We start from the raw sequence: 18,396 nt of genomic DNA, 5'->3' as shown, positions 1-18,396 counted from the left end.
GCCTCTCTCGGGGGCTTTACGCAGAGCCTATCGAATGCTTCAAGACACCGACGCCACGCACGGTGACGCAATCCCGGGAAAACGGTCACCGACCGCGCATAATCGGTGACACCGCCCAGCGCCCGTCGTACACCGCCGGAAGGCTGGCTCATGCGCAGGACTGCCCGACTACTCCCTCTGGTGCTGACCGCGGCCACCCTGATTCCTCTGCAGCACAACGATTCCACGGCTGACTACCAGGAGATCCCGCTCGACGGTCCGACTGTCCAGGCCCGTACCAAACCGTTTGGTATGGTCGCCGTCACCTGGCCGGAGGGCGAACAGAACGTCACCGCGAAGGTCCGCGTCGAGCAGAACGGACAATGGACCGACTGGCAATCGTTATCGGTTGAAGACGATCACGGCCCAGATCCATTGGTACCTGAAGGAATTCAGCGCGGCGGCACCGAACCTTTATGGGTCGGTAATGCATCCGGCGTCCAGGCGAGTGCCGTGACCGACGCCGGTACGACGATCGCCGGCGCCAAGGTCGTGCTGATCCAGCCGGGTGTGCTCGCCTCGGACGCCGATGAGCCGTCCGCGCAGTCGATCGAGCCGGCTGCCTCGCGAGCGCCGTACCCGATGCCGTTGATGGTGAGCCGCAGACGATGGGGCGCGGACGAACGACTCCGCGGTCACAACGGGGCCGCGTGCGCGCGACCGAAGTACACGACGACCGTGCTCGCGGCGTTCGTGCACCACACCGCGGATCGCAACGACTACACGCGGACGCAGGTCCCGGCGATGGTGCGGGCGATGTACGCGTACCACGTGAAGAGTCGCGGCTGGTGCGACCTCGGGTACAACTTCCTCGTCGACCGCTTCGGCCGCGTCTTCGAGGGCAGGTTCGGCGGGGCGCAGCTGCCGGTCCTCGGCGCGCACACGGCTTCGTTCAACTCGAACTCGTTCGGCGTCGCGGTCATCGGCAACTTCGAGCAGGCCGCGCCGCCGGCGGCGATGCTGGAGTCCACCGCCCGTGTGATCGCCTGGAAGCTGGACGCCAACTATCGGTCGCCGCAGGCAACGATCCGGCTCGACGGCAGCAGTCTGCACACGGTCTCCGGACATCGCGACACCAAGGCGACCGCATGCCCGGGGACGCAGCTGTACAACAAACTCGGCTGGTTGCGGCAACGGGTGAACACGCTGATGAGCGGCAGTTTCTCGACGCCGATCTACCAGTACGCGCGCAAGCTCGGGTTCCGCACCATCGGCCAGCCGTTCTGGGGCGAGCACCGGACCCGGACCGGCTGGGCGACGTACTTCGCCACCCGCGACGTCTTCTATTCCGTTGCCAGTGGCACTCATTCGACGGCCGGCGCGTTCCGGACCCGCTTCCGCCGGCTGGGCGCCGGCAGTGCGCGGCTCGGGCTGCCGGTCACCGACGCCTACCGCGTGCCGGGCGGCTCCCGGCAGAAGTTCCAGCGCGGCTGGCTCGTCTGGGACCGCCGCACACGTCAGGTCAATCTTGTGTACGGGAGAGCTTCATGAGGAAACGTGCGATCGCGGCCGTCGTCCTGTCGTCCACGGTGATCAGCGCGACCGCGCAGGCCCGCCAGATCGTGCCCACGGCAACGGTGCCGGACACGACGATCATGGGTCGCGGGTTCGGGCACGGCCGCGGGCTGTCGCAGTACGGCGCCCAGGGCGCGGCGCTGGCCGGGAAGTCGGTGAAGCAGATCCTCGACTTCTACTATCCGGGTACGACGACCGGGAGGGCGACCGGGAGCATCCGGGTCCGGGTCAGCGCCGACACCACCGACGGCGTACGGGTCGGAGCAGTCAACAAGCTCAGCGTCCGGTCCTTTGCCACTGGCAAGGTCTATGTGTTGCCCAAGGCATCGAATCGGAACCAGTGGTCGATCGACCCGAACGGCGAGCACGGGACGAAGCTCAGCTCGTACGACGCGAAGACGAAGAAGTGGACGTTGTACAAGACGTTCACCGGCATGGCGCAGTTCGAAGGGCCCGCCGTGATCGGGCTGATCCTGCCGAGCGGCGCCGTACGCCGGTATCGCGGCGCGCTGCGGGCGATCGACGTGTCCGGGACTCACCTGGACACGGTGAACGTCGTACCCCTGGAGTACTACCTGCGCGGCGTCGTACCGCGGGAGGCCGTCTCCAGTTGGAGGCCGGCCGCGCTGCAGGCCCAGGCCGTTGCCGCGCGCACCTACTCGGTCTTCCATCGCGATCGCGCGACTCGGAAGGCGTACGACCTGTGCGACACGACGTCGTGCCAGGTGTACGGCGGGTACGACTCGGAGGAGACGTCGACGAACAACGCGATCGCGGCCACCGTGGGGCAGATCCGGTTGTACAAGGGGAAGCCGATCATCGCCGAGTTCTCGTCCTCGAACGGTGGGGCGACCGCGACCGGTGAGGTGCCGTACCAGTTGGCGAAGGCGGACAGCTGGGACGCGTACCCGAAGAACGGGAACCCGAACGTGACGTGGACCGTGACGCGGTCGGCCGCCGACATGCAGTCTGTCTTCGCCGTCGGGTCGATCCGGTACGTGCGGGTGCTGAAGCGGTCCGGCATCGGGCCGGGCGGCGGGCGGGCGCTGACCGTCGAGGCCGTCGGGTCGAAGGGGAAGCGGGTGCTGACCGCCGACCAGGTGCGGATCCGGCTGCATCTGAAGTCCGGCTGGATCAGCTTCCCGGCCAAGCCTCTTGATATACCAACCAATGTTGCCGAAGAGCCTGGTCGCTGAGCCATTGACGCGGTGTCCGTGCGCCGGTTAGAACGTGACATCGATGTCAACCGCCACCGCCCAGGAGGAATCGGTCGATGCGCAGGAAATTTGGTATATCAACCCGTCTGGCCGCCGGGGTACTCGCGGTCACCGTCGTCTCCTCGCTCGGCATGACCACGGCCGACGCGGGGACCGACCACAGCTCGGCAGTCCGGGCGCGCGCGTCGTACGACGCGATCAACAAGTACTTCGACGCCGGCAAGGGTGGTCTGCTGCTCGAGGAGTACCCGAACACGCAGACCAACGCCTATTCGTACGTCTGGCCGTACTCGCAGGCGGCGATCGCGGCCGAGGACCTGGCCGGCGTGCCGGGTGCGGGCCGGAAGGGCTCCGCGGAGGCCGACCGGCGGATCGCGGCGTACGAGTACTACTGGAACGCCGGGACCACGCCGACCGGGTACGACTCCTACGTCCGGCCGCCGAACGGTCAGGGCGGGGACAAGTTCTACGACGACAACGAATGGATCGGGCTGAACCTGATCCAGCGGTACAAGCGGACCGGTGACCGCGCCGCGCTCGCCCGCGCCAAGGACATCTTCGCGCTCGTCGTCCACGGCTGGGACACCGATCCGTCGCACCCGTGCGCAGGCGGCGTCTACTGGACCCAGGCCCCGTGGAGCCAGGACCGCAACACGATCTCGAACGGACCGGGCGCGGAGCTCGGCGCGCACCTGTACCTGCTGACGCGGGACCGGTCGTACCTGACCTGGTCGCAGCGGATGTACAAGTGGGCGCAGGACTGCATGCTCGCGCCGAACGGCCTGTACTGGGACCACATCGACCTGGCCGGCAACGTCGAGAAGACCCAGTGGAGCTACAACCAGGGCGTCATGCTCGGCGCCGGGGTGTTGTTGTTCAAGGCAACTGGTAATCCGCAGTACCTGAGGGACGCGAAGTCGGTCGCTTCCGCCTCGCTGGCGTTCTACAACACGCCCGAGATCCTGGCGAAGCAGGGCGCTGCGTTCAACTCGATCTGGTTCAAGAACCTGCTGATCCTGGACTCGGTCGCCCCCGATCCCCGCTACCGCAAGGCTATGCAGTCGTACGCCGACTACAACTGGACCACCACCCGGGACCCCGCCACCAACCTCTACAACTTCGGTGAAGGCTCGGTCGAGCTGCTCCAGCAGTCCGGCATAACCCAGATCCACGCCCTCTTGGCCTGGCCCCGCTCGAGATACGGCCTACTCGCCTGACTCCTACAAACACCGCGCCGCCCGCCCCCTGCAGGGGACGGGCGGCGCAATCGTTCTGAATCAGGCTGCCGCAGTTGCTGTCTTGATCTCCACCGGTGTGATCGGCGTGCCGTCCTGCGGCCCGTTCTGCGGTGTCACACCTGTCTCCGCGACCTTGTCGATCAGCTTCAGGCTCGGCTCGTCGATCGTCCCGAACGCCGTGTACTGCGGCGTCAAACCCGACGCATCGCCGTACACGATAAAGAACTGGCTCCCGTTCGTGTTCGCCCCGGAGTTCGCCATCGCGAGAATGCCCCGCCCGTACTTCAGCGTCGGATAGACCTCGTCCGCGAAGCTGTACCCCGGACCGCCGGACCCGCTCCCGGTCGGGTCGCCGCACTGCAGCACCTGCAGACCTTCGCCAACGGTCAGCCGATGACACTTGGTGTTGTCGAAGTACTTCTGCCCGACCAGGCTCAGGAAGTTCTTCACCGTGCACGGCGCCAGCGCACTGTCGAGCGTGAGCTGCAGGTCGCCGATCGACGTGTTCAGGCTGACCTTCGACGTACCCGTTGCCTTGGTCTTCCCGTCGGCAGGCGGGTTCACCTTCTTGCTGGCCGGCTCGGTGCTCTTCTTGTACGTGCAGCTCACCTCGGAGGCGAGGGGCGTCGCCCGCTTCGGCGCAGCGGCCATCGCGGTCGGAATGCTCGTCGCCTTGTTCTCCGGCGCGGCGGCCGGCTGGTCGCCCGCTGCCGGCTTGTCGTCACCGCCGACCCCGAACACCACGAAGACCCCGACGATGACCACGACCACCGTCGCGACCGAGGCGACCGTGATCGCCAGGTTCCGCCGCTGCCGTCGCCGCTCGGCGTCCCGCTCGGCCTGCCGCTTCGCCTTCCGCACCGCCAGCTGCTGCTGATGGGTCTTCTTGGACATGCAGTAACCCTCCTCACCAGAATGCCTGCACGGAACCTACAGCGAAAACCTGAGAACTGTCTGTCAATCCGTCCAGGACGCCACCGAATCGACATCAGGACAGAGCCAGGTCAGCGGAAACAAATCGGCGCCAGATGACCAATTCTTTCCGCAGACTGGGCGGGTTCGTGGTGGTTGAGCGGAAGGGTCCGCAGGCAGGCGAGATCCTCTGGGCGGCGGTTTGTTCACCGGGAGCGGCGGGGCTAGTCCTTGATTTCGCAGATGGGGGCGCCGGCGGAGACTGTGGCGCCTACTTCGGCCGAGAGGCCGGTGACGGTGCCGGATTTGTGGGCGTTGAGGGGTTGTTCCATCTTCATGGCCTCGAGGACGACGATCAGGTCGCCCTCGGCGACGGTGGCGCCTTCCTCGACGGCGATCTTGACGATGGTGCCCTGCATCGGTGAGGTGAGCGAGTCACCGGAGGCGGCGGAGTTCTTGGTTCCGCCGGCGCGCCGGGATGGCTTCTTCTTGGAGGCAGTAGCAACGGCGCCCCCAACAGCGCCGAGCCCAGCTGGCAGTACGACCTCGAGTCGCTTGCCGCCGACCTCGACCGTCACCTTCTCGCGTTCGCCGTCCTCGGACGGTTCGCCGAGCGGACCCTCGTACGGCGTGAGCTGGTTGTCGTACTCCGTCTCGATCCACCGGGTGTGCACCTTGAACCCGTCGGTGCCGACGAACGCAGGATCCGACACCACAGCCTGATGGAACGGGATGACCGTAGGCATCCCCTCCACGACGAACTCACGCAACGCCCGCCGCGAACGCTCCAGCGCCTGCTGGCGATCGCGACCGCTGACGATCAGCTTCGCGACCAGCGAGTCGAATGCGCCCGGCACCGTCTCGCCTTGGTCGTACCCACCGTCGAGCCGCACCCCGGGACCCGACGGCGCGTGCCACCGCGTCAGCGTCCCCGGCGCCGGCAGGAACCCGCGCCCGCCGTCCTCCGCGTTGATCCGGAACTCGATCGAGTGCCCCGACACCACCGGGTCGTCGTACCCGAGCTCTTCGCCGTTCGCGATCCGGAACATCTCCCGCACCAGATCCAGCCCGGTGACCTCCTCGGAGACCGGGTGCTCGACCTGGAGCCGCGTGTTCACCTCGAGGAACGAGATCAGGCCGTCCTGCCCGACCAGGAACTCGCACGTCCCCGCCCCGACGTACCCCGCCTCGCGCAGGATCTTCTTCGACGACGAGTACAGGATCGACAGCTGCTCATCGGAGAGGTACGGCGCCGGTGCTTCCTCGACGAGCTTCTGGTACCGCCGCTGCAGCGAGCAGTCCCGCGTCGACACGACGACAACGTTGCCGTGGGCATCGGCCAGGCACTGGGTCTCGACGTGCCGCGGCTTGTCCAGGTACCGCTCGACGAAGCACTCGCCGCGCCCGAACGCGCTGGTCGCCTCGCGGGTCGCGGACTCGAACAGCTCCGGGATCTCCTCCATCGTCCGGGCGACCTTCATCCCGCGACCGCCACCGCCGTACGCCGCCTTGATCGCGATCGGCAGCCCGTACTCCGCGGCGAAGGCGACGACGTCATCAGCACCACTGACCGGATCCGGCGTGCCAGGCACCTGCGGGGCGCCGACCTTCTCCGCGATGTGCCGCGCCTTGACCTTGTCGCCGAGCGAGTCGATCGCCGACGGCGGCGGCCCGATCCAGATCAGCCCGGCGTCGAGCACGGCCTGGGCGAACTCGGCGTTCTCGGCCAGGAACCCGTAGCCGGGATGCACGGCGTCCGCGCCGGAACGCGCCGCCACGTCCAGGATCTTGGCGATGTTCAGGTAGGAGTCGGCCGGTGTCGACCCGTCCAGCGCGTACGCCTCGTCGGCCAGCCGGACGAACAGCGCGTCCCGGTCCTGGTCGGCGTACATCGCGACGCTGCCCAGCCCCGCGTCGGCGGCGGCCCGGACGACCCGGACGGCGATCTCGCCCCGGTTGGCGACCAGGACCTTGGTGATCTGCTTGCTGTCGGTCACAGCTGACTCCCTTCGGCTGGCCCGAGTCTAGGGTCAACCACCCTCTCAGGGAGTACGGCGTTGCTCACATCCCGTCGACCGAAGTGTCCGGCCGGCCGATCGGGTAGTCGCGCTCGAAGTACGACTCGAGGACGACGATCGTCTGGGTGCTGGTGACGCCGTCGAGCTGGTGGAGGGCGCGCAGCGTCGCCTGCAGGTCCTCGGTGGTCGTCGTCCGGACCTTCACCAGCACGGACGCCGGCCCCGCGATGATGTGCGCCTCCTCGACCGCCGGGATGTCGCGCAACGCCTGCTGGGTCGGCTCGTCGCCCATCCACGCGTTCGCCTCGAGCATGACGAACGCCAGGACGCCGCGGCCGAGCGCGGCCGGGTCGACGTCGATCGTCGTACGGCGGATCACGCCCGCCGCCTTCAGCTTGCGGACCCGCTCGTGGGCCGATCCGGCCGACAACCCGGCGATCTGCCCGAGCGCGGCATACGACTGGCCGGCGTCCTCCTGGAGCGCCGCCAGGAGTTTGTGATCCACATCATCTATGGTCATTTGCACTCAAATCCATATCTGGTTCTGTTGAAGTCGATGATAGCAGGATATGGTTCGGTCATGACGATCACCCTGACCAACACCTTGCCGCGGATCCGGGCCGAGTTGGTGGTGCTCGACGAGCGCTTCGCCCGGATCGCCGGCGACGAGTACGTCGAGTGCCTGTACGACGGCGGTCGCTGGCTCGAAGGACCGGCGTACTCGCCCGCCTGGCGCTGCCTGATCTTCAGCGACATCCCGAACGACCGGATGCTCCGCTGGGACGAGATCTCCGGACACGTCAGCGTGTTCCGCGAACCGTCCGGCTACGTCAACGGCAATACCATCGATCGCGCCGGCCGCCTGATCAGCTGCTCGCAGGGCGATCGCCAGGTCGTCCGGACGGAGCACGACGGCAGCCGGACGATGCTCGCGTCGCACCTGGACGGACGCCGGCTGAACAGCCCGAACGACGTGGTCGAACACAGCGACGGATCGATCTGGTTCACCGATCCGCCGTACGGGATCACCTCGAACTACGAGGGTCACGCGGCCGAGCAGGAGCTCGACGGTTGCCACGTCTACCGGATCGCGCCGGACGGCGTGCTGACCGTGGTCGCGGACGACTTCACCCGCCCGAACGGCCTCGCGTTCACGCGCGACGAGCAGCAGTTGTACGTCGTCGACACGCCGGGGAAGCACATCCGGCGGTTCGGCGTCGAGGGCGAGAAGCTGACCGGCGGTGAGGTGTTCGCGCCCTGCGAGGCCGGGATGTTCGACGGGATCCGGGTGGACATCGCTGGCCGGGTCTGGGCGGCGACGCACGAGGGCGTGCATTGCTTCGACCCGGACGGCACTCTGATCGGCAAGCTGCTGCTGCCCAACGTCGTGTCCAACCTGACTTTCGGCGGCCCCAAGGGCAACCGCCTCTTCATCACCGCGACCACGTCCGTCTGGTCGTGGTTGTCCACCGTTCAAGGCGCACAGCGGTAGGACCCCGGATAGGCTCAGCTGAAAGCGTTTGCAGCCGAGTTTGTGAGGAGTCGTGATGACGGGAATTCTCGAGCCGTCGGCAGGGATCGCGCCGGCCGTCTGGGAGCAGCTCGACGACCGGTTCGCCGGGACCCGTGGGGACAGCCGGCTCGAGCGGCTGTGGACCGGCGGGCGCTGGGTCGAGGGCCCGGTGTACTCCGCCGCGGGCCGGTACCTGCTCTGGAGCGACATCCCGAACGACCGCATCCTGCGCTGGGACGAGACGTCGTACCAGGTCTCCGTCTTCCGGCACCCGGCCGGCAACACCAACGGCCACACCCGCGACACCGAGGGCCGCCTGGTGAGCTGCGAGCACGGCAACCGGCGCGTCACGCGGACCGAGCACCACGGCGGCATCACCGTCCTCGCCCATGAGTACGACGGCAAGCGGCTGAACAGCCCGAACGACGTCGTGGTCAAGCGCGACGGCTCGGTGTGGTTCACGGATCCGGCGTACGGGATCGACAGCGACTACGAGGGCTACAAGGGCGAGATCGAGACCGGCGGCTGCCATGTGTACCGCGTCGGGACGGACGGTGCGCTGACCCGCGTGGCCGACGACTTCAACCGGCCGAACGGGATCGCGTTCTCGCCGGACGAGTCGTTGCTCTACATCTCCGACTCGGAGGAGGGCACGATGCGTGTCTTCACCGTCGATGGCGACAAGCTGTCCGGCGGCGAACTGTTCGCCGAGTGCGGCAACGGCATCTTCGACGGCTTCCGCCTCGACACGGCAGGCCGGGTCTGGGCGAGCGCGGCCGACGGCATCCACATCTACCACCCCGACGGCACTCTCCTCGGCAAGCTCCTGGTCCCCGAGACCGTCTCCAACCTCACCTGGGGCGGCCCCAAGCGCAACCGCCTCTTCATCACCGCCACAACCTCGGTCTACTCACTCTTCACCACCGCCAACGGCACCCCGGAGGCATACGGGCCGCGTGTCTAATTCGGTGGCCTCCTGGGTGGGTGGTGGGTGATGATGGCCTGCTGACCTGATTGAGGAGGAAGTGTGGAGCTGGTCGGCGTACCGGAGCACCTGCGGGGGCTTGCGGAGAGGGTTGTGGCGGAGGCTGCTGCCGATGCGAGGATGCTCGCGGTGGTGGTGGGCGGATCGGTTGCCTCGGGCACCAGTGATGAGTATTCGGATCTGGATCTCGTGCTGGTGTGTACGCCGGAGGGGCAGCCGGAGTGCCTGGCCGAGGCGAAGAAGTTCGCGGGACGGGTCGGGCCGTTGCTGTCCAGCTTCACCGGGGAGCATGTGGGTGAGCCGCGGTTGCTGATCGCGTTGCTCGGGCCGCCGCTGGTGCATGTCGACCTGAAGTTCGTCACGCCTGACGGTTATCGGTCCCGGGTAGAGAACGGGCTCGTGTTGTGGCAGCGCGACGACACTGTCGATGGGGTGCTCGCGGAGTCCGCGCCGAGCTGGCCGCAGCCCGACGCACAGTTGATCGAGGACCGCGTCTGGGTCTGGGTGCACTACACCGCCGTCAAGATCGCCCGGGGCGAGCTGTTCGAGGCGATCGAAGCGCTCGGCATGATCCGTGCAGCCGCGATCGCGCCCTTGGCCGGGATCGGGCGGACCACGCGGCCGGCCGGCGTACGACGGCTGGAAACGATCGCGCCGGAGCTCCTGCCGGCGCTGCGGGAGACCGTCGCGACGGCAGATCGCGAGGACTGTCTGCGCGCCCTGAAGGCGTCGGTCGAGGTCTACCGCACGGTCCGCGAGCGCAGCGGCGTCCAGGTGGTACGACGTACCGCAGCCGAGGAAGCCGCCGTGGCCTTCCTCGGCTGACGGCCGACCTAGAGCTTCTTGACCTGGTCGATGATGGTGAAGACGGCAAGGAATCCGAATGCCAGGAACGAGAACGCCAGTACCGCGGTGCGCAACGTGGTGATGCGGATGGCGCGGGGGAGGGCCCGCGAGTTCATCCACCAGAGCAGACCGGAGTACACGAACATCATGGTGCCGGCGGTGCAGGCGGAGATGACCAGGAGCACCAGCGGCTGCGTCAGGCCGGCCAGCAGGACGATGATGCCGAAGGCAACCAGTCCCCAGACCAGCCAGAAGTACAGCTTGGACTCGCTGATCCTGGACTCGCGCAGGTAGCGGGCCTTGATCATGTCGGACGACAGGCGCGACGTGTAGTCCACGATGCCCGCCGCCGCGGCGAACAGGGAGAACGCGCCGATCGCCCAGAACAGGTAGCCGAACCACCCGCCGACGAGCGTCTGCAGCGTCGTGCCCTCGATCTTCAGGAAGCTGATGTTGTTCTTGACGTCCGGGTTCCCGAAGAGGGTGGCGTGGGCGAGCATCGACGTGAACACGATCGTGACCACGGTGATCGCGACGAACGTCGCGGCCTGCTCGATGTTCGCGAACTTCCACCAGCGCTTCCAGCGGGCCAGGTTCGCCTCGTCCGGCGTGAACGTGTACCCGTTGGCGGTCGGATCGGCCTCGTTCTCACCTGTCACCGGCGAGGTCAGCCGCGGCACGTGCACGCCTTGGCCGAATCCCTTGTCCCGGATCCAGTTGCTCTGGACAAGGTTCTGCCCGCCGCCCGCACCGGCGTACGCGATCGCGCCCATCACCAGCGCGAATCCGAGCTGCTCGGCCGGGAACTGCGGGTGCGTGACCGCGTCGCCGAGCGCGCCGTACGTCTTGGCCCGGATCGCGAACACCAGCGCGAGGATCACCAGCAGCGCGACGGCCGCGATCTTCACCGCGATCAGCCGCTCCAGCATCACGTAGACGACCGGCGCGAAGGTCAGGATCGCGCCGATCAGCAGCAGCATGCCGATCGCGATCCAGCGCGGGTCGCCGGCGCCGAACAGATACGTGAGCATCGACGCCGAGCTGGTCGCCCAGCCGGGCCACATGTTCGCGAAGTACGTCATGATCGCGAAGAACAGGCCCCAGTGCTTGCCGTACCGGTTGAAGCCGGTCAACGCCGTCTCACCAGTTGCCAGCGTGTACCGCTCGATCTCCATGTTCAGGAACCACTGGACCACCACGCCGACGACGGCGCCCCAGAGGAACACCAGGCCGATCTGGCTGGAGATGTACGGCCAGAGGATGAACTCACCCGAGGCCAGCCCCACCCCGGCCCCGACCATGCCGGGGCCGATGATCTTCCAGGTGTTGGTGGGCGGCTCGGGAAGGTCGCGGACTTGCGGTGCGGGCAGATTCTTGGTCGGTAGTGCGAATCGTCCGTGGTCAGTCGATGTGGTGTCTGCCATCAGGCTCCTCACTCTCCTCGACCCCCTGCCGGGAGGGTAACGAATACCGTCGACAACGGCGACCCGACACAGTGAAATGGCAGACTGACCGGCATGGGTGGGGTGACCGTTCTTGCTGCGTCGTACGCCGGTGCCACGAGCGCGCCCGCCTACGCACGCCTGGCCGGACTGGCCGCGGAGCTGCCGGGGGAGCTGGTCGTACGCCGCGACGCCGGCTGGCCCGTCCTTGTGTACGACGAGGCCGGCGACGCGATCGCTGCGGCGCAGGAGCTCCGGGAGGCAGCGTCGCGGGGGCCGGCGGGTGAGCTGCTCCGCATCGCCCTGCACTCTGCGTCAACGACCGCGGTGGCTGTCCGACACGCTGAGCAACTGCTGGCAATCGCCAATCCCGGGCAGACATTGCTGACGGCAACAACAGCGATCGGCGTCGGTGGCGTTGCTGATCTCGGCGTACATCGGCTGCGTGATCTTGGCTCGCCCGAGCGGATCCTCGAGCTGACGGCGACGACCGAGCCGTTGCGCTCGCTCGATCAGGTGCCGAACAACCTCCCGGTGATGTTCACCAGCTTCGTCGGCCGTCTGACCCAGGTCGCCGCGCTCCGGAACCAGCTTTCCGGCAGCAGACTCGTCACTCTGACCGGCCCGGGCGGAAGCGGAAAGACCCGGTTGGCTGCCCAGACGGCAGCTCAACTGGCCGAACGCTGGCCGGACGGCGTCTGGTGGGTCGACCTGTCCGCGGTCACCGACAGTGGGCAGATCCCGGAGGCAGTCGCTGCTGCGATCGGTCTGCTCGTAGAGTCCGGGGACCGCCTGCTGCTCGGGCAGTTGCGGAACAAGCGGGCGCTGATCTGCTTGGACAACTGCGAGCAGATCATCGACGCGGTGGCGGAGTTCGTCCTCGCGCTGCACACCGGGTGTCCGGAGGTGTCGGTCCTCGCGACCAGCCGGGAGCCGCTCGACCTGCCCGGTGAGGCGATCTGGCGGGTGCCTGCGCTTGCTCCGGATGAGGCACGGGCCCTGTTTCTCGAGCGCGCCGGCGGGGAGTTTCCTGAGTCGGAGCAGGCGATCCGATCCATCTGTGTCCGCTTGGACGGCATGCCCTTGGCGCTCGAGCTCGCCGCCGCCTGGCTTCGCACGCTGACTCCGGAGCAGATCGAGGCGGGTCTGAGCGATCGGTTCGGCCTGCTGACGAAGAACGTTCGCGGCGTCGCGGCCCGCCAGCAGACGCTGGCCGCTTCCATCGATTGGAGTTACGACCTGCTCTCTGCGGGCGAGCGCGAGGTGTTCCGGCGGCTCGCGGTCTTCGCCAGCGGATTCGACCTCGACGCGGCCACCGCTGTGTGCGGCGTCGTACTCGAGGATTTCGCGCGGCTTGTCGACAAATCGCTTGTCGTGGCGGAGGACGGGCGTTATCGCCTGCTGGAGACGATCCGTGAGTATGCCTCAGCGCGCCTGGTCGAGGCCGGCGAGGCCGAGGCGACACGCGACCGTCACCTCGAGCACTACCTCGCTGTCGCGGAGACCGCGGAGCCCTTGCTGGACGTGGATCGCGAGGCCTGGCGGGCGCGGATCGAGCCTGATCGGGAGAACTACCGCACCGCTCTGGAGCACGGTCTGTCGGCGGCGGATCCCGACCGTGGTCGTCGCCTTGCCGCCGCTTTGCGCTGGTTGTGGAACCTGCAGGCGACCGGTACCGAGGGCATCGGCTACCTGCGCCGCGCGATCGAGCTGGCGCCGGACGACCGGTCGTTGCTCCAGGCCCGTTTGCTGTACGGCTACGCGACGGTTGCCGACACGGTCGATCCGTTCGGGTACGACGCGGCGGGGCGCGGGCTGGCGCTCGCCACCGAGTTGGGTGACGATCGGCTGCGGTCGCTGTTCCTGGCGCTGGTGGCGGTCGGCGAGTTCTTCACCGACTTCCAGAAGGCGTGGGATCTGACCGCCGAGGGGGTGCGGCTGGCCGGGGACGACGAGCCGGCGCGGAACGCGAACATCGCCCTGCAGTGCGTGCTGCTTTCGTTGTGGGACCGGCATGACGAGCTGCGGCCGCTGCTCGATCTGGCTGCCGACAGCCTGATCAGCAGCGGCGAGCGTGGCATCGCCTCGACCGTGCTGACGGTGTGGTCGGAGAGCCTGATGTCGACCGGCGAACCCGTGAAGGCCGTCGAACTCGCCGAACGCGCCCTCGCCGCGGCCGAACCGCTCGCCGACTTCCACCGCGTCGGGACCGCGCGAGGACAACTGGCGAGCCTGCTGGTGCGGACCGGTCGGCTCGACGAAGCGCGCTCGCTGATGCAGCCGCTCCTCGAGTTGGCCGAGACCGCGGGCGCCGTCGTATCGAATCTCGGGCAGGTGATGGGGCTGATCTCGTACTGGAGCGGCGAGTACGACGCTGCCGTCGAGTGGACGGCCCGTGAGACCGCGGAGGACAGTCCGCTCGCCGACACGTTCGTACCTGCGATGCTGCTGCCGTCGGTGGCGGCGGCTCTGCGCGCGAATGGCCGGGACCCTTCTGGGGTGCTTGAACGTGCCGTCGTACTGGCTCGTCGCTACAACTTGCCGCGGATCCTCGCTGATGCGCTCGACCAACTCGGCCGGGTCGCGATCACCGCGGAGCCGGATAAGGCGGCGGACCTGTTGCACCAGGCGTTGACGATCCGGGTCGACCATCGGCTACGCACGTACATCATCGAGAGCCTGGAATCCCTTGCTCTGCTGGCAAACCACACCAATCGGGTCGCCGACGCTGGCCGCCTGGCCACAGCTGCGTCCGCTGCCCGCGTGGACCTAGGCCTGGCCACACCGCCTGACCATCCTGACCTGCCATTATCGGACGAGCCGCCGCTGTCGTTGGACGAGGCTGTCGCGTATGTACGCCGTACGCGCGGAGCCCGTGGACGGCCGTCCTCCGGCTGGGGGAGCCTCACGCCGACCGAGCAACAGGTCGTCGACCTCGCCGTTGAAGGTCTCAGCAACCCCGAGATCGGCGAACGCCTGTTCATGAGCCGCGGGACGGTGAAGACCCACCTGGCCCATGTGTACGCCAAGCTCGGCGTCTCCAACCGGACCGAACTCGCCTCGCTCAAGAAGTCCTGAGCATCTCCAGTGCTTTGTCGATCCGGCGCTGGCGCGTCTCGGGCCGCTTCGCGTCGTTGATCGCGTTTACATGCTCGCGCCGGTGGCTGTAGGAAAGCTTGTCGAACGCCTCCCGCAAGCCCTCCTTGGCCAGCGCGGCCGCGAGGTCCTTCGGTACCTCGATCGTCCGCTCAGCCGTGTCCTGCTCCACAGTCACGCTCACGGTGTCCCCGTCACCTTTGCCCAACTCGCTCCGGATGCTCTTCAACATCCCGAGCGCCATACATCCGCCCATCGACGCGATCGATCCCCGATACTCGACCCCGTCGAACGCCGCCCGCACCGGGATCCGCCCACCCCCACCCAACGCAAGAATCACCTCGCCGGGCACCTCAACCCAGGCTCCGCCACCGTCGTTGACCACGATCCGCCCCTCGAACGTCTGCATGCCGCCCACGCTAATACGAAGGACAGCGGAAGATCGCGCGTGTAGCTTGGCCAGTCATGGAGATGCCTGAGCTCACCCGTGCGATCGCGGCTGCGGCTTCGGTCGCCGCATCGCTCGACCTGGCAGCCGACGACGCGATCGTTCTCCACAACTCGAACAAGCTGGCGCTGCGTCTGACGCCATGCGACGTCTTCGCCCGGGTCGCACCTGAGGGGCAAGAGGTTGCACAGCGCGAGATCGAGCTCGCTCAGCGGCTCGCCGAGGTCGGATCCCCGGTGGCCGCCTTGGAGCCTCGGGTGGATCCGCTTGTGTACAAGCGCGATGGGTTCGCGATCACGCTGTGGGTCTACTACGAACCGGCGGCACCTGACATCTCGCCGGCCGACTTTGCCAACGCGCTGGAGCAGCTGCATGTCGGGATGCGCAAGGTCGATGTGCCGATCCCACGCTTCACGGACCGAATCGCGGAGGCACAAGAGCTCGTTGCCAACCCGTCACTCTCACCGGAGCTCGCCGAGGCGGACCGCGCGTTCCTCCGTAGCAGACTAGAAAGCCTCCGCCAGGCGATCGAGGACCGCGGCGCTCCGGAGCAACTGCTCCACGGCGAACCACACCCGGGCAACCTCCTCAGCACGAACGACGGCCCACTCTTCATCGACTTCGAGACCTGCTGCCGCGGGCCTGTCGAGTTCGACCTCGCCCACGTCCCCGAAGCAGTCTGCGACCACTACCCGAACATCGACCAAGCACTCCTGGACGACTGCCGCCAACTGGTCCTCGCCATGGTCGCCGCCTGGCGCTGGGACATCAACGACCAGTTCCCGAACCGCACGCACTACGGCGAGGAGTTCCTGCGCCTCCTCCGCGCAGGCCCGCCCTGGCCAACCCTCGACGCCATCGCCTAGCAAAGGAATGGCCGCTACCTGGGCCTAAGCCCGCTATCGCCTTCTTCTTGGCTCGCCTTGGAGAGTTTGCTGGGCCACCAGACTCGGGGGCCCAGGTCGTGGGCCAGGGAGGGGACGAGGAGAGAGCGGACGACGGTGGTGTCCAGGAGGACGCCGAAGGCGACCATGAAGGCTATTTGGACGAGGAAGAGGATGGGGAGGACGGCTAGGGCGGAGAAGGTGGCGGCCAGGACTACGCCGGCTGAGGTGATGACGCCGCCGGTGACAGCGAGGCCTACCAGGATGCCGGGTCTGGTGCCGTGGTCGTGGGATTCCTCGCGGACGCGGGTCATCAGGAAGATCGAGTAGTCGATGCCTAAGGCAACCAAGAAGACGAACGCGTAGAGCGGGATACCCGGATCCGCGCCGGGGAACTTGAAGACGTGGTTGAACATCAGCGCGCTCACCCCGACCGTCGCGCCGAAGGACAGCACGTTCGCGATCACCAGCAGTACGGCGGCGACCAGCGACCGCAGCAGCAGCATCAGTACGACGAAGATCACCGCGAGGATCGTCGGGATGATGACGCGAAGATCGCGCTGCGCGGCGTCGAGTACGTCGAGGTTGATCGCGGTGTTGCCGCCGACCAGGATGTCCGGGCTGACCGAGTCCAACGAGGACCGCAGATGCTTGACGACCTTCGTCGCTTCCGGTGAATCGGCCTGGACCTTGAGAGTGGCCTGCACCAGCACCTTGCCGTCGACGACCTTCGGCGGTACGCCAGGAGCGGTCGACGCGGATGCCGCGCTGATGCCGTCGACCTTGAGAGTGGTCTGCACGACCCGATCTACTTCACCGACCGGCGTGAGGATCTGCACCGGCGTACCGGCGCCCGCATCGAAGTGCTTGGCCAGTTGCTGCTGGCCGGTGACAGACTCCACCGTGTTCAGGAACAGGTCCTCCTGCGACGTACCGCTGGCCTTGAACGTCGGCAGGAACGCCGCGCACGCCAGCAAGGCCAGCGCGGTGATCGCCCAGACCCGGCGCGAACGCCGGCCGACCAGCCCGGAGATGCGTCCCCAGAGCCGCCGCCCGCCGACCTGGTCGCGGGAGTGGACGTGGTCGACGCGCGGGATCGAGGGCCAGAAGATCCGCCGGCCGAAGGCGAGCAGGATCGCGGGCAGGAACGTCATCGCCGCGACGAACGCGCCGCCGATGCCGAGCGCGCCGACCGGGCCGAGGCCCTTCGTGCTGCCGAGCTGGGAGAGCAGCAGGCAGAGCAGACCGAGGATGACGGTGGCCGCGCTGGCCGCGATCGGCTCGATCGAGGCCCGCCACGCGACCCGCATCGCCTTGTACTTGTTCTCGTAGTCGTGCAACTCCTCTTTGTAACGAGAGACGAGCAGCAACGAGTAGTCGGTCGACGCTCCGACGACCAGGATGAACAGGATGCCCTGGCTCTGGCCGTTCAGCTGGAGTACGCCGTTCTTGGCGAGCGGATACACCACGGACGCGGCCAGTGCGAGGCCGAAGACCGCGGTGAGCAGGACGGCGATCGGCAGGATCGGACTGCGGTAGACGATCAGCAGGATCACGAACACGACCGCCAGCGCGACTCCGAGCAGGATCCCGTCGATCCCGCTGAACGCGACCACGAAGTCCGCGAAAACCCCGCCCGGACCGGTCACGTACACCTGCAGACCGGTCGGTGTGAGGTGCTGCTTGATATCGGTCCGCAGCGTGTCGGCGACCGCGAACAGCACGGTGGTTCCCTGCTTGACCACCTCGTCGGCGCGGTCGCCGTTCGTCTGGACGGTGATCAGCAGCGCCTTGTGATCCGCAGACGGGATCGGAGCGGCGACCGGAGCAGTCAGATAGGAACCCAGCTTCTTGCCCTCGCCGATGTCCAGCGACGGGATCCGGGCGATGAACGCCTCGGCCGCCTCCAGGTCCGCCGGGGTGATCCCCGATTCACGCTCGATCAGCACGAAGTAAGGCAGCGCCTTGGAGTCGACGAACTTGGCCGACTCGTTGGCCACCAACGTCGACTCGGCCTGCTTCGGGAGGAAGTTTGCGTTGTCGTTCTGCTGGACCTCGCTCAGTTTCCCCACCGCCGGGCCGCCCACGGCGCCCAGCACGAGCCAGCCGATCAGTACCGCGGCAATCGCCGCCCGCCACGCCCACCGGTTCACGCTGGCACAGTACCCGCGATCTCTCACCACCCGGCAGTGGGTGTGCGGGAGCCGTTTCGGCGGCGTAACAACAAGATGACTACGCGGAAA

General features: G+C 67.4%; 14 protein-coding genes. 8 read left to right on the top strand and 6 right to left on the bottom strand.

Features of this window, described 5'->3' with window-relative positions:
• The first annotated feature begins 150 nt into the window (after positions 1-150).
• The 3 genes from ACIA58_RS29930 (at position 151) to ACIA58_RS29920 (ending at position 3,988) form a co-directional block, all read left to right on the top strand.
• A complete protein-coding gene (locus tag ACIA58_RS29930; protein ID WP_396407142.1) occupies positions 151-1,530 on the top strand; it encodes an N-acetylmuramoyl-L-alanine amidase in 1,380 nt (459 codons plus the stop codon).
• On the top strand, positions 1,527-2,750 hold the full coding sequence (locus tag ACIA58_RS29925; protein ID WP_396407141.1) for a SpoIID/LytB domain-containing protein: 1,224 nt from the start codon (positions 1,527-1,529) through the stop codon (positions 2,748-2,750). Before ACIA58_RS29930 ends, ACIA58_RS29925 begins: the two co-directional genes overlap by 4 nt.
• Before the next feature lie 77 nt (positions 2,751-2,827).
• Positions 2,828-3,988 carry a glycoside hydrolase family 76 protein gene (locus ACIA58_RS29920; RefSeq protein WP_396407140.1) on the top strand — a complete coding sequence of 387 codons (1,161 nt, stop codon included), beginning with the start codon at positions 2,828-2,830 and terminating at the stop codon, positions 3,986-3,988.
• A gap of 60 nt (positions 3,989-4,048) precedes the next feature.
• Here the strand turns inward: ACIA58_RS29920 and ACIA58_RS29915 are convergent, their stop codons facing one another.
• From ACIA58_RS29915 to ACIA58_RS29905, 3 genes are all read right to left on the bottom strand, one after another.
• On the bottom strand, positions 4,049-4,903 hold the full coding sequence (locus tag ACIA58_RS29915) for a peptidylprolyl isomerase (RefSeq protein WP_396407139.1): 855 nt from the start codon (positions 4,901-4,903) through the stop codon (positions 4,049-4,051).
• Between the two features lie 242 nt (positions 4,904-5,145).
• Positions 5,146-6,900: an acetyl/propionyl/methylcrotonyl-CoA carboxylase subunit alpha gene (locus ACIA58_RS29910; RefSeq protein WP_396407828.1), complete on the bottom strand. Its 1,755-nt coding sequence runs from the start codon at positions 6,898-6,900 to the stop codon at positions 5,146-5,148.
• An 82-nt stretch (positions 6,901-6,982) separates the two neighbouring features.
• Entirely contained in the window at positions 6,983-7,459 is a 477-nt protein-coding gene (locus ACIA58_RS29905; protein ID WP_396407138.1) for an Lrp/AsnC family transcriptional regulator, read from the bottom strand.
• Positions 7,460-7,519: 60 nt separating this feature from the next.
• Here ACIA58_RS29905 and ACIA58_RS29900 point away from each other — a divergent pair, with 60 nt between their 5' ends.
• From ACIA58_RS29900 to ACIA58_RS29890, 3 genes are all read left to right on the top strand, one after another.
• Positions 7,520-8,431: an SMP-30/gluconolactonase/LRE family protein gene (locus ACIA58_RS29900; RefSeq protein WP_396407137.1), complete on the top strand. Its 912-nt coding sequence runs from the start codon at positions 7,520-7,522 to the stop codon at positions 8,429-8,431.
• A 55-nt stretch (positions 8,432-8,486) separates the two neighbouring features.
• On the top strand, positions 8,487-9,416 hold the full coding sequence (locus ACIA58_RS29895) for an SMP-30/gluconolactonase/LRE family protein (RefSeq protein WP_396407136.1): 930 nt from the start codon (positions 8,487-8,489) through the stop codon (positions 9,414-9,416).
• Positions 9,417-9,479: 63 nt separating this feature from the next.
• Positions 9,480-10,262: a hypothetical protein gene (locus tag ACIA58_RS29890; RefSeq protein WP_396407135.1), complete on the top strand. Its 783-nt coding sequence runs from the start codon at positions 9,480-9,482 to the stop codon at positions 10,260-10,262.
• Positions 10,263-10,270: 8 nt separating this feature from the next.
• On the opposite strand, the gene ACIA58_RS29885 is transcribed toward ACIA58_RS29890, so the two are convergent.
• Positions 10,271-11,707 (bottom strand): Nramp family divalent metal transporter, encoded by a 1,437-nt coding sequence (locus ACIA58_RS29885; protein WP_396407134.1) that lies wholly within the window; start codon positions 11,705-11,707, stop codon positions 10,271-10,273.
• A 93-nt stretch (positions 11,708-11,800) separates the two neighbouring features.
• On the opposite strand from ACIA58_RS29885, the gene ACIA58_RS29880 reads away from it, so the two are divergent.
• Entirely contained in the window at positions 11,801-14,803 is a 3,003-nt protein-coding gene (locus tag ACIA58_RS29880) for a LuxR C-terminal-related transcriptional regulator (protein WP_396407133.1), read from the top strand.
• Here the strand turns inward: ACIA58_RS29880 and ACIA58_RS29875 are convergent.
• Positions 14,790-15,230 (bottom strand): YdeI/OmpD-associated family protein, encoded by a 441-nt coding sequence (locus ACIA58_RS29875; RefSeq protein ID WP_396407132.1) that lies wholly within the window; start codon positions 15,228-15,230, stop codon positions 14,790-14,792. The genes ACIA58_RS29880 and ACIA58_RS29875 overlap by 14 nt on opposite strands.
• 56 nt (positions 15,231-15,286) lie before the next feature.
• Here ACIA58_RS29875 and ACIA58_RS29870 point away from each other — a divergent pair, with 56 nt between their 5' ends.
• The gene (locus ACIA58_RS29870) at positions 15,287-16,135 is read left to right on the top strand and encodes a phosphotransferase (protein ID WP_396407131.1); all 849 of its coding nucleotides are present in this window, start codon (positions 15,287-15,289) and stop codon (positions 16,133-16,135) included.
• Between the two features lie 14 nt (positions 16,136-16,149).
• Here the strand turns inward: ACIA58_RS29870 and ACIA58_RS29865 are convergent, their stop codons facing one another.
• Entirely contained in the window at positions 16,150-18,306 is a 2,157-nt protein-coding gene (locus ACIA58_RS29865) for an MMPL family transporter (protein WP_396407130.1), read from the bottom strand.
• Positions 18,307-18,396 lie beyond the last annotated feature (90 nt).

This window comes from Kribbella sp. NPDC051586 (assembly GCF_044453965.1).
Taxonomy (GTDB): domain Bacteria; phylum Actinomycetota; class Actinomycetes; order Propionibacteriales; family Kribbellaceae; genus Kribbella.
The sequence above is the reverse complement of the archived record's forward strand: the minus strand, read 5'-3'. Positions and strand labels throughout refer to the sequence as shown.

Coding starts and splice junctions, on each gene's coding strand:
- ACIA58_RS29885 (WP_396407134.1), bottom strand. CDS start 11,707: ATGGCAGACACCACATCGACTGACCACGGACGATTCGCACTACCGACC.
- ACIA58_RS29870 (WP_396407131.1), top strand. CDS start 15,287: ATGGAGATGCCTGAGCTCACCCGTGCGATCGCGGCTGCGGCTTCGGTC.
- ACIA58_RS29895 (WP_396407136.1), top strand. CDS start 8,487: ATGACGGGAATTCTCGAGCCGTCGGCAGGGATCGCGCCGGCCGTCTGG.
- ACIA58_RS29880 (WP_396407133.1), top strand. CDS start 11,801: ATGGGTGGGGTGACCGTTCTTGCTGCGTCGTACGCCGGTGCCACGAGC.
- ACIA58_RS29905 (WP_396407138.1), bottom strand. CDS start 7,459: ATGACCATAGATGATGTGGATCACAAACTCCTGGCGGCGCTCCAGGAG.
- ACIA58_RS29920 (WP_396407140.1), top strand. CDS start 2,828: ATGCGCAGGAAATTTGGTATATCAACCCGTCTGGCCGCCGGGGTACTC.
- ACIA58_RS29930 (WP_396407142.1), top strand. CDS start 151: ATGCGCAGGACTGCCCGACTACTCCCTCTGGTGCTGACCGCGGCCACC.
- ACIA58_RS29900 (WP_396407137.1), top strand. CDS start 7,520: ATGACGATCACCCTGACCAACACCTTGCCGCGGATCCGGGCCGAGTTG.
- ACIA58_RS29915 (WP_396407139.1), bottom strand. CDS start 4,903: ATGTCCAAGAAGACCCATCAGCAGCAGCTGGCGGTGCGGAAGGCGAAG.
- ACIA58_RS29875 (WP_396407132.1), bottom strand. CDS start 15,230: ATGCAGACGTTCGAGGGGCGGATCGTGGTCAACGACGGTGGCGGAGCC.
- ACIA58_RS29925 (WP_396407141.1), top strand. CDS start 1,527: ATGAGGAAACGTGCGATCGCGGCCGTCGTCCTGTCGTCCACGGTGATC.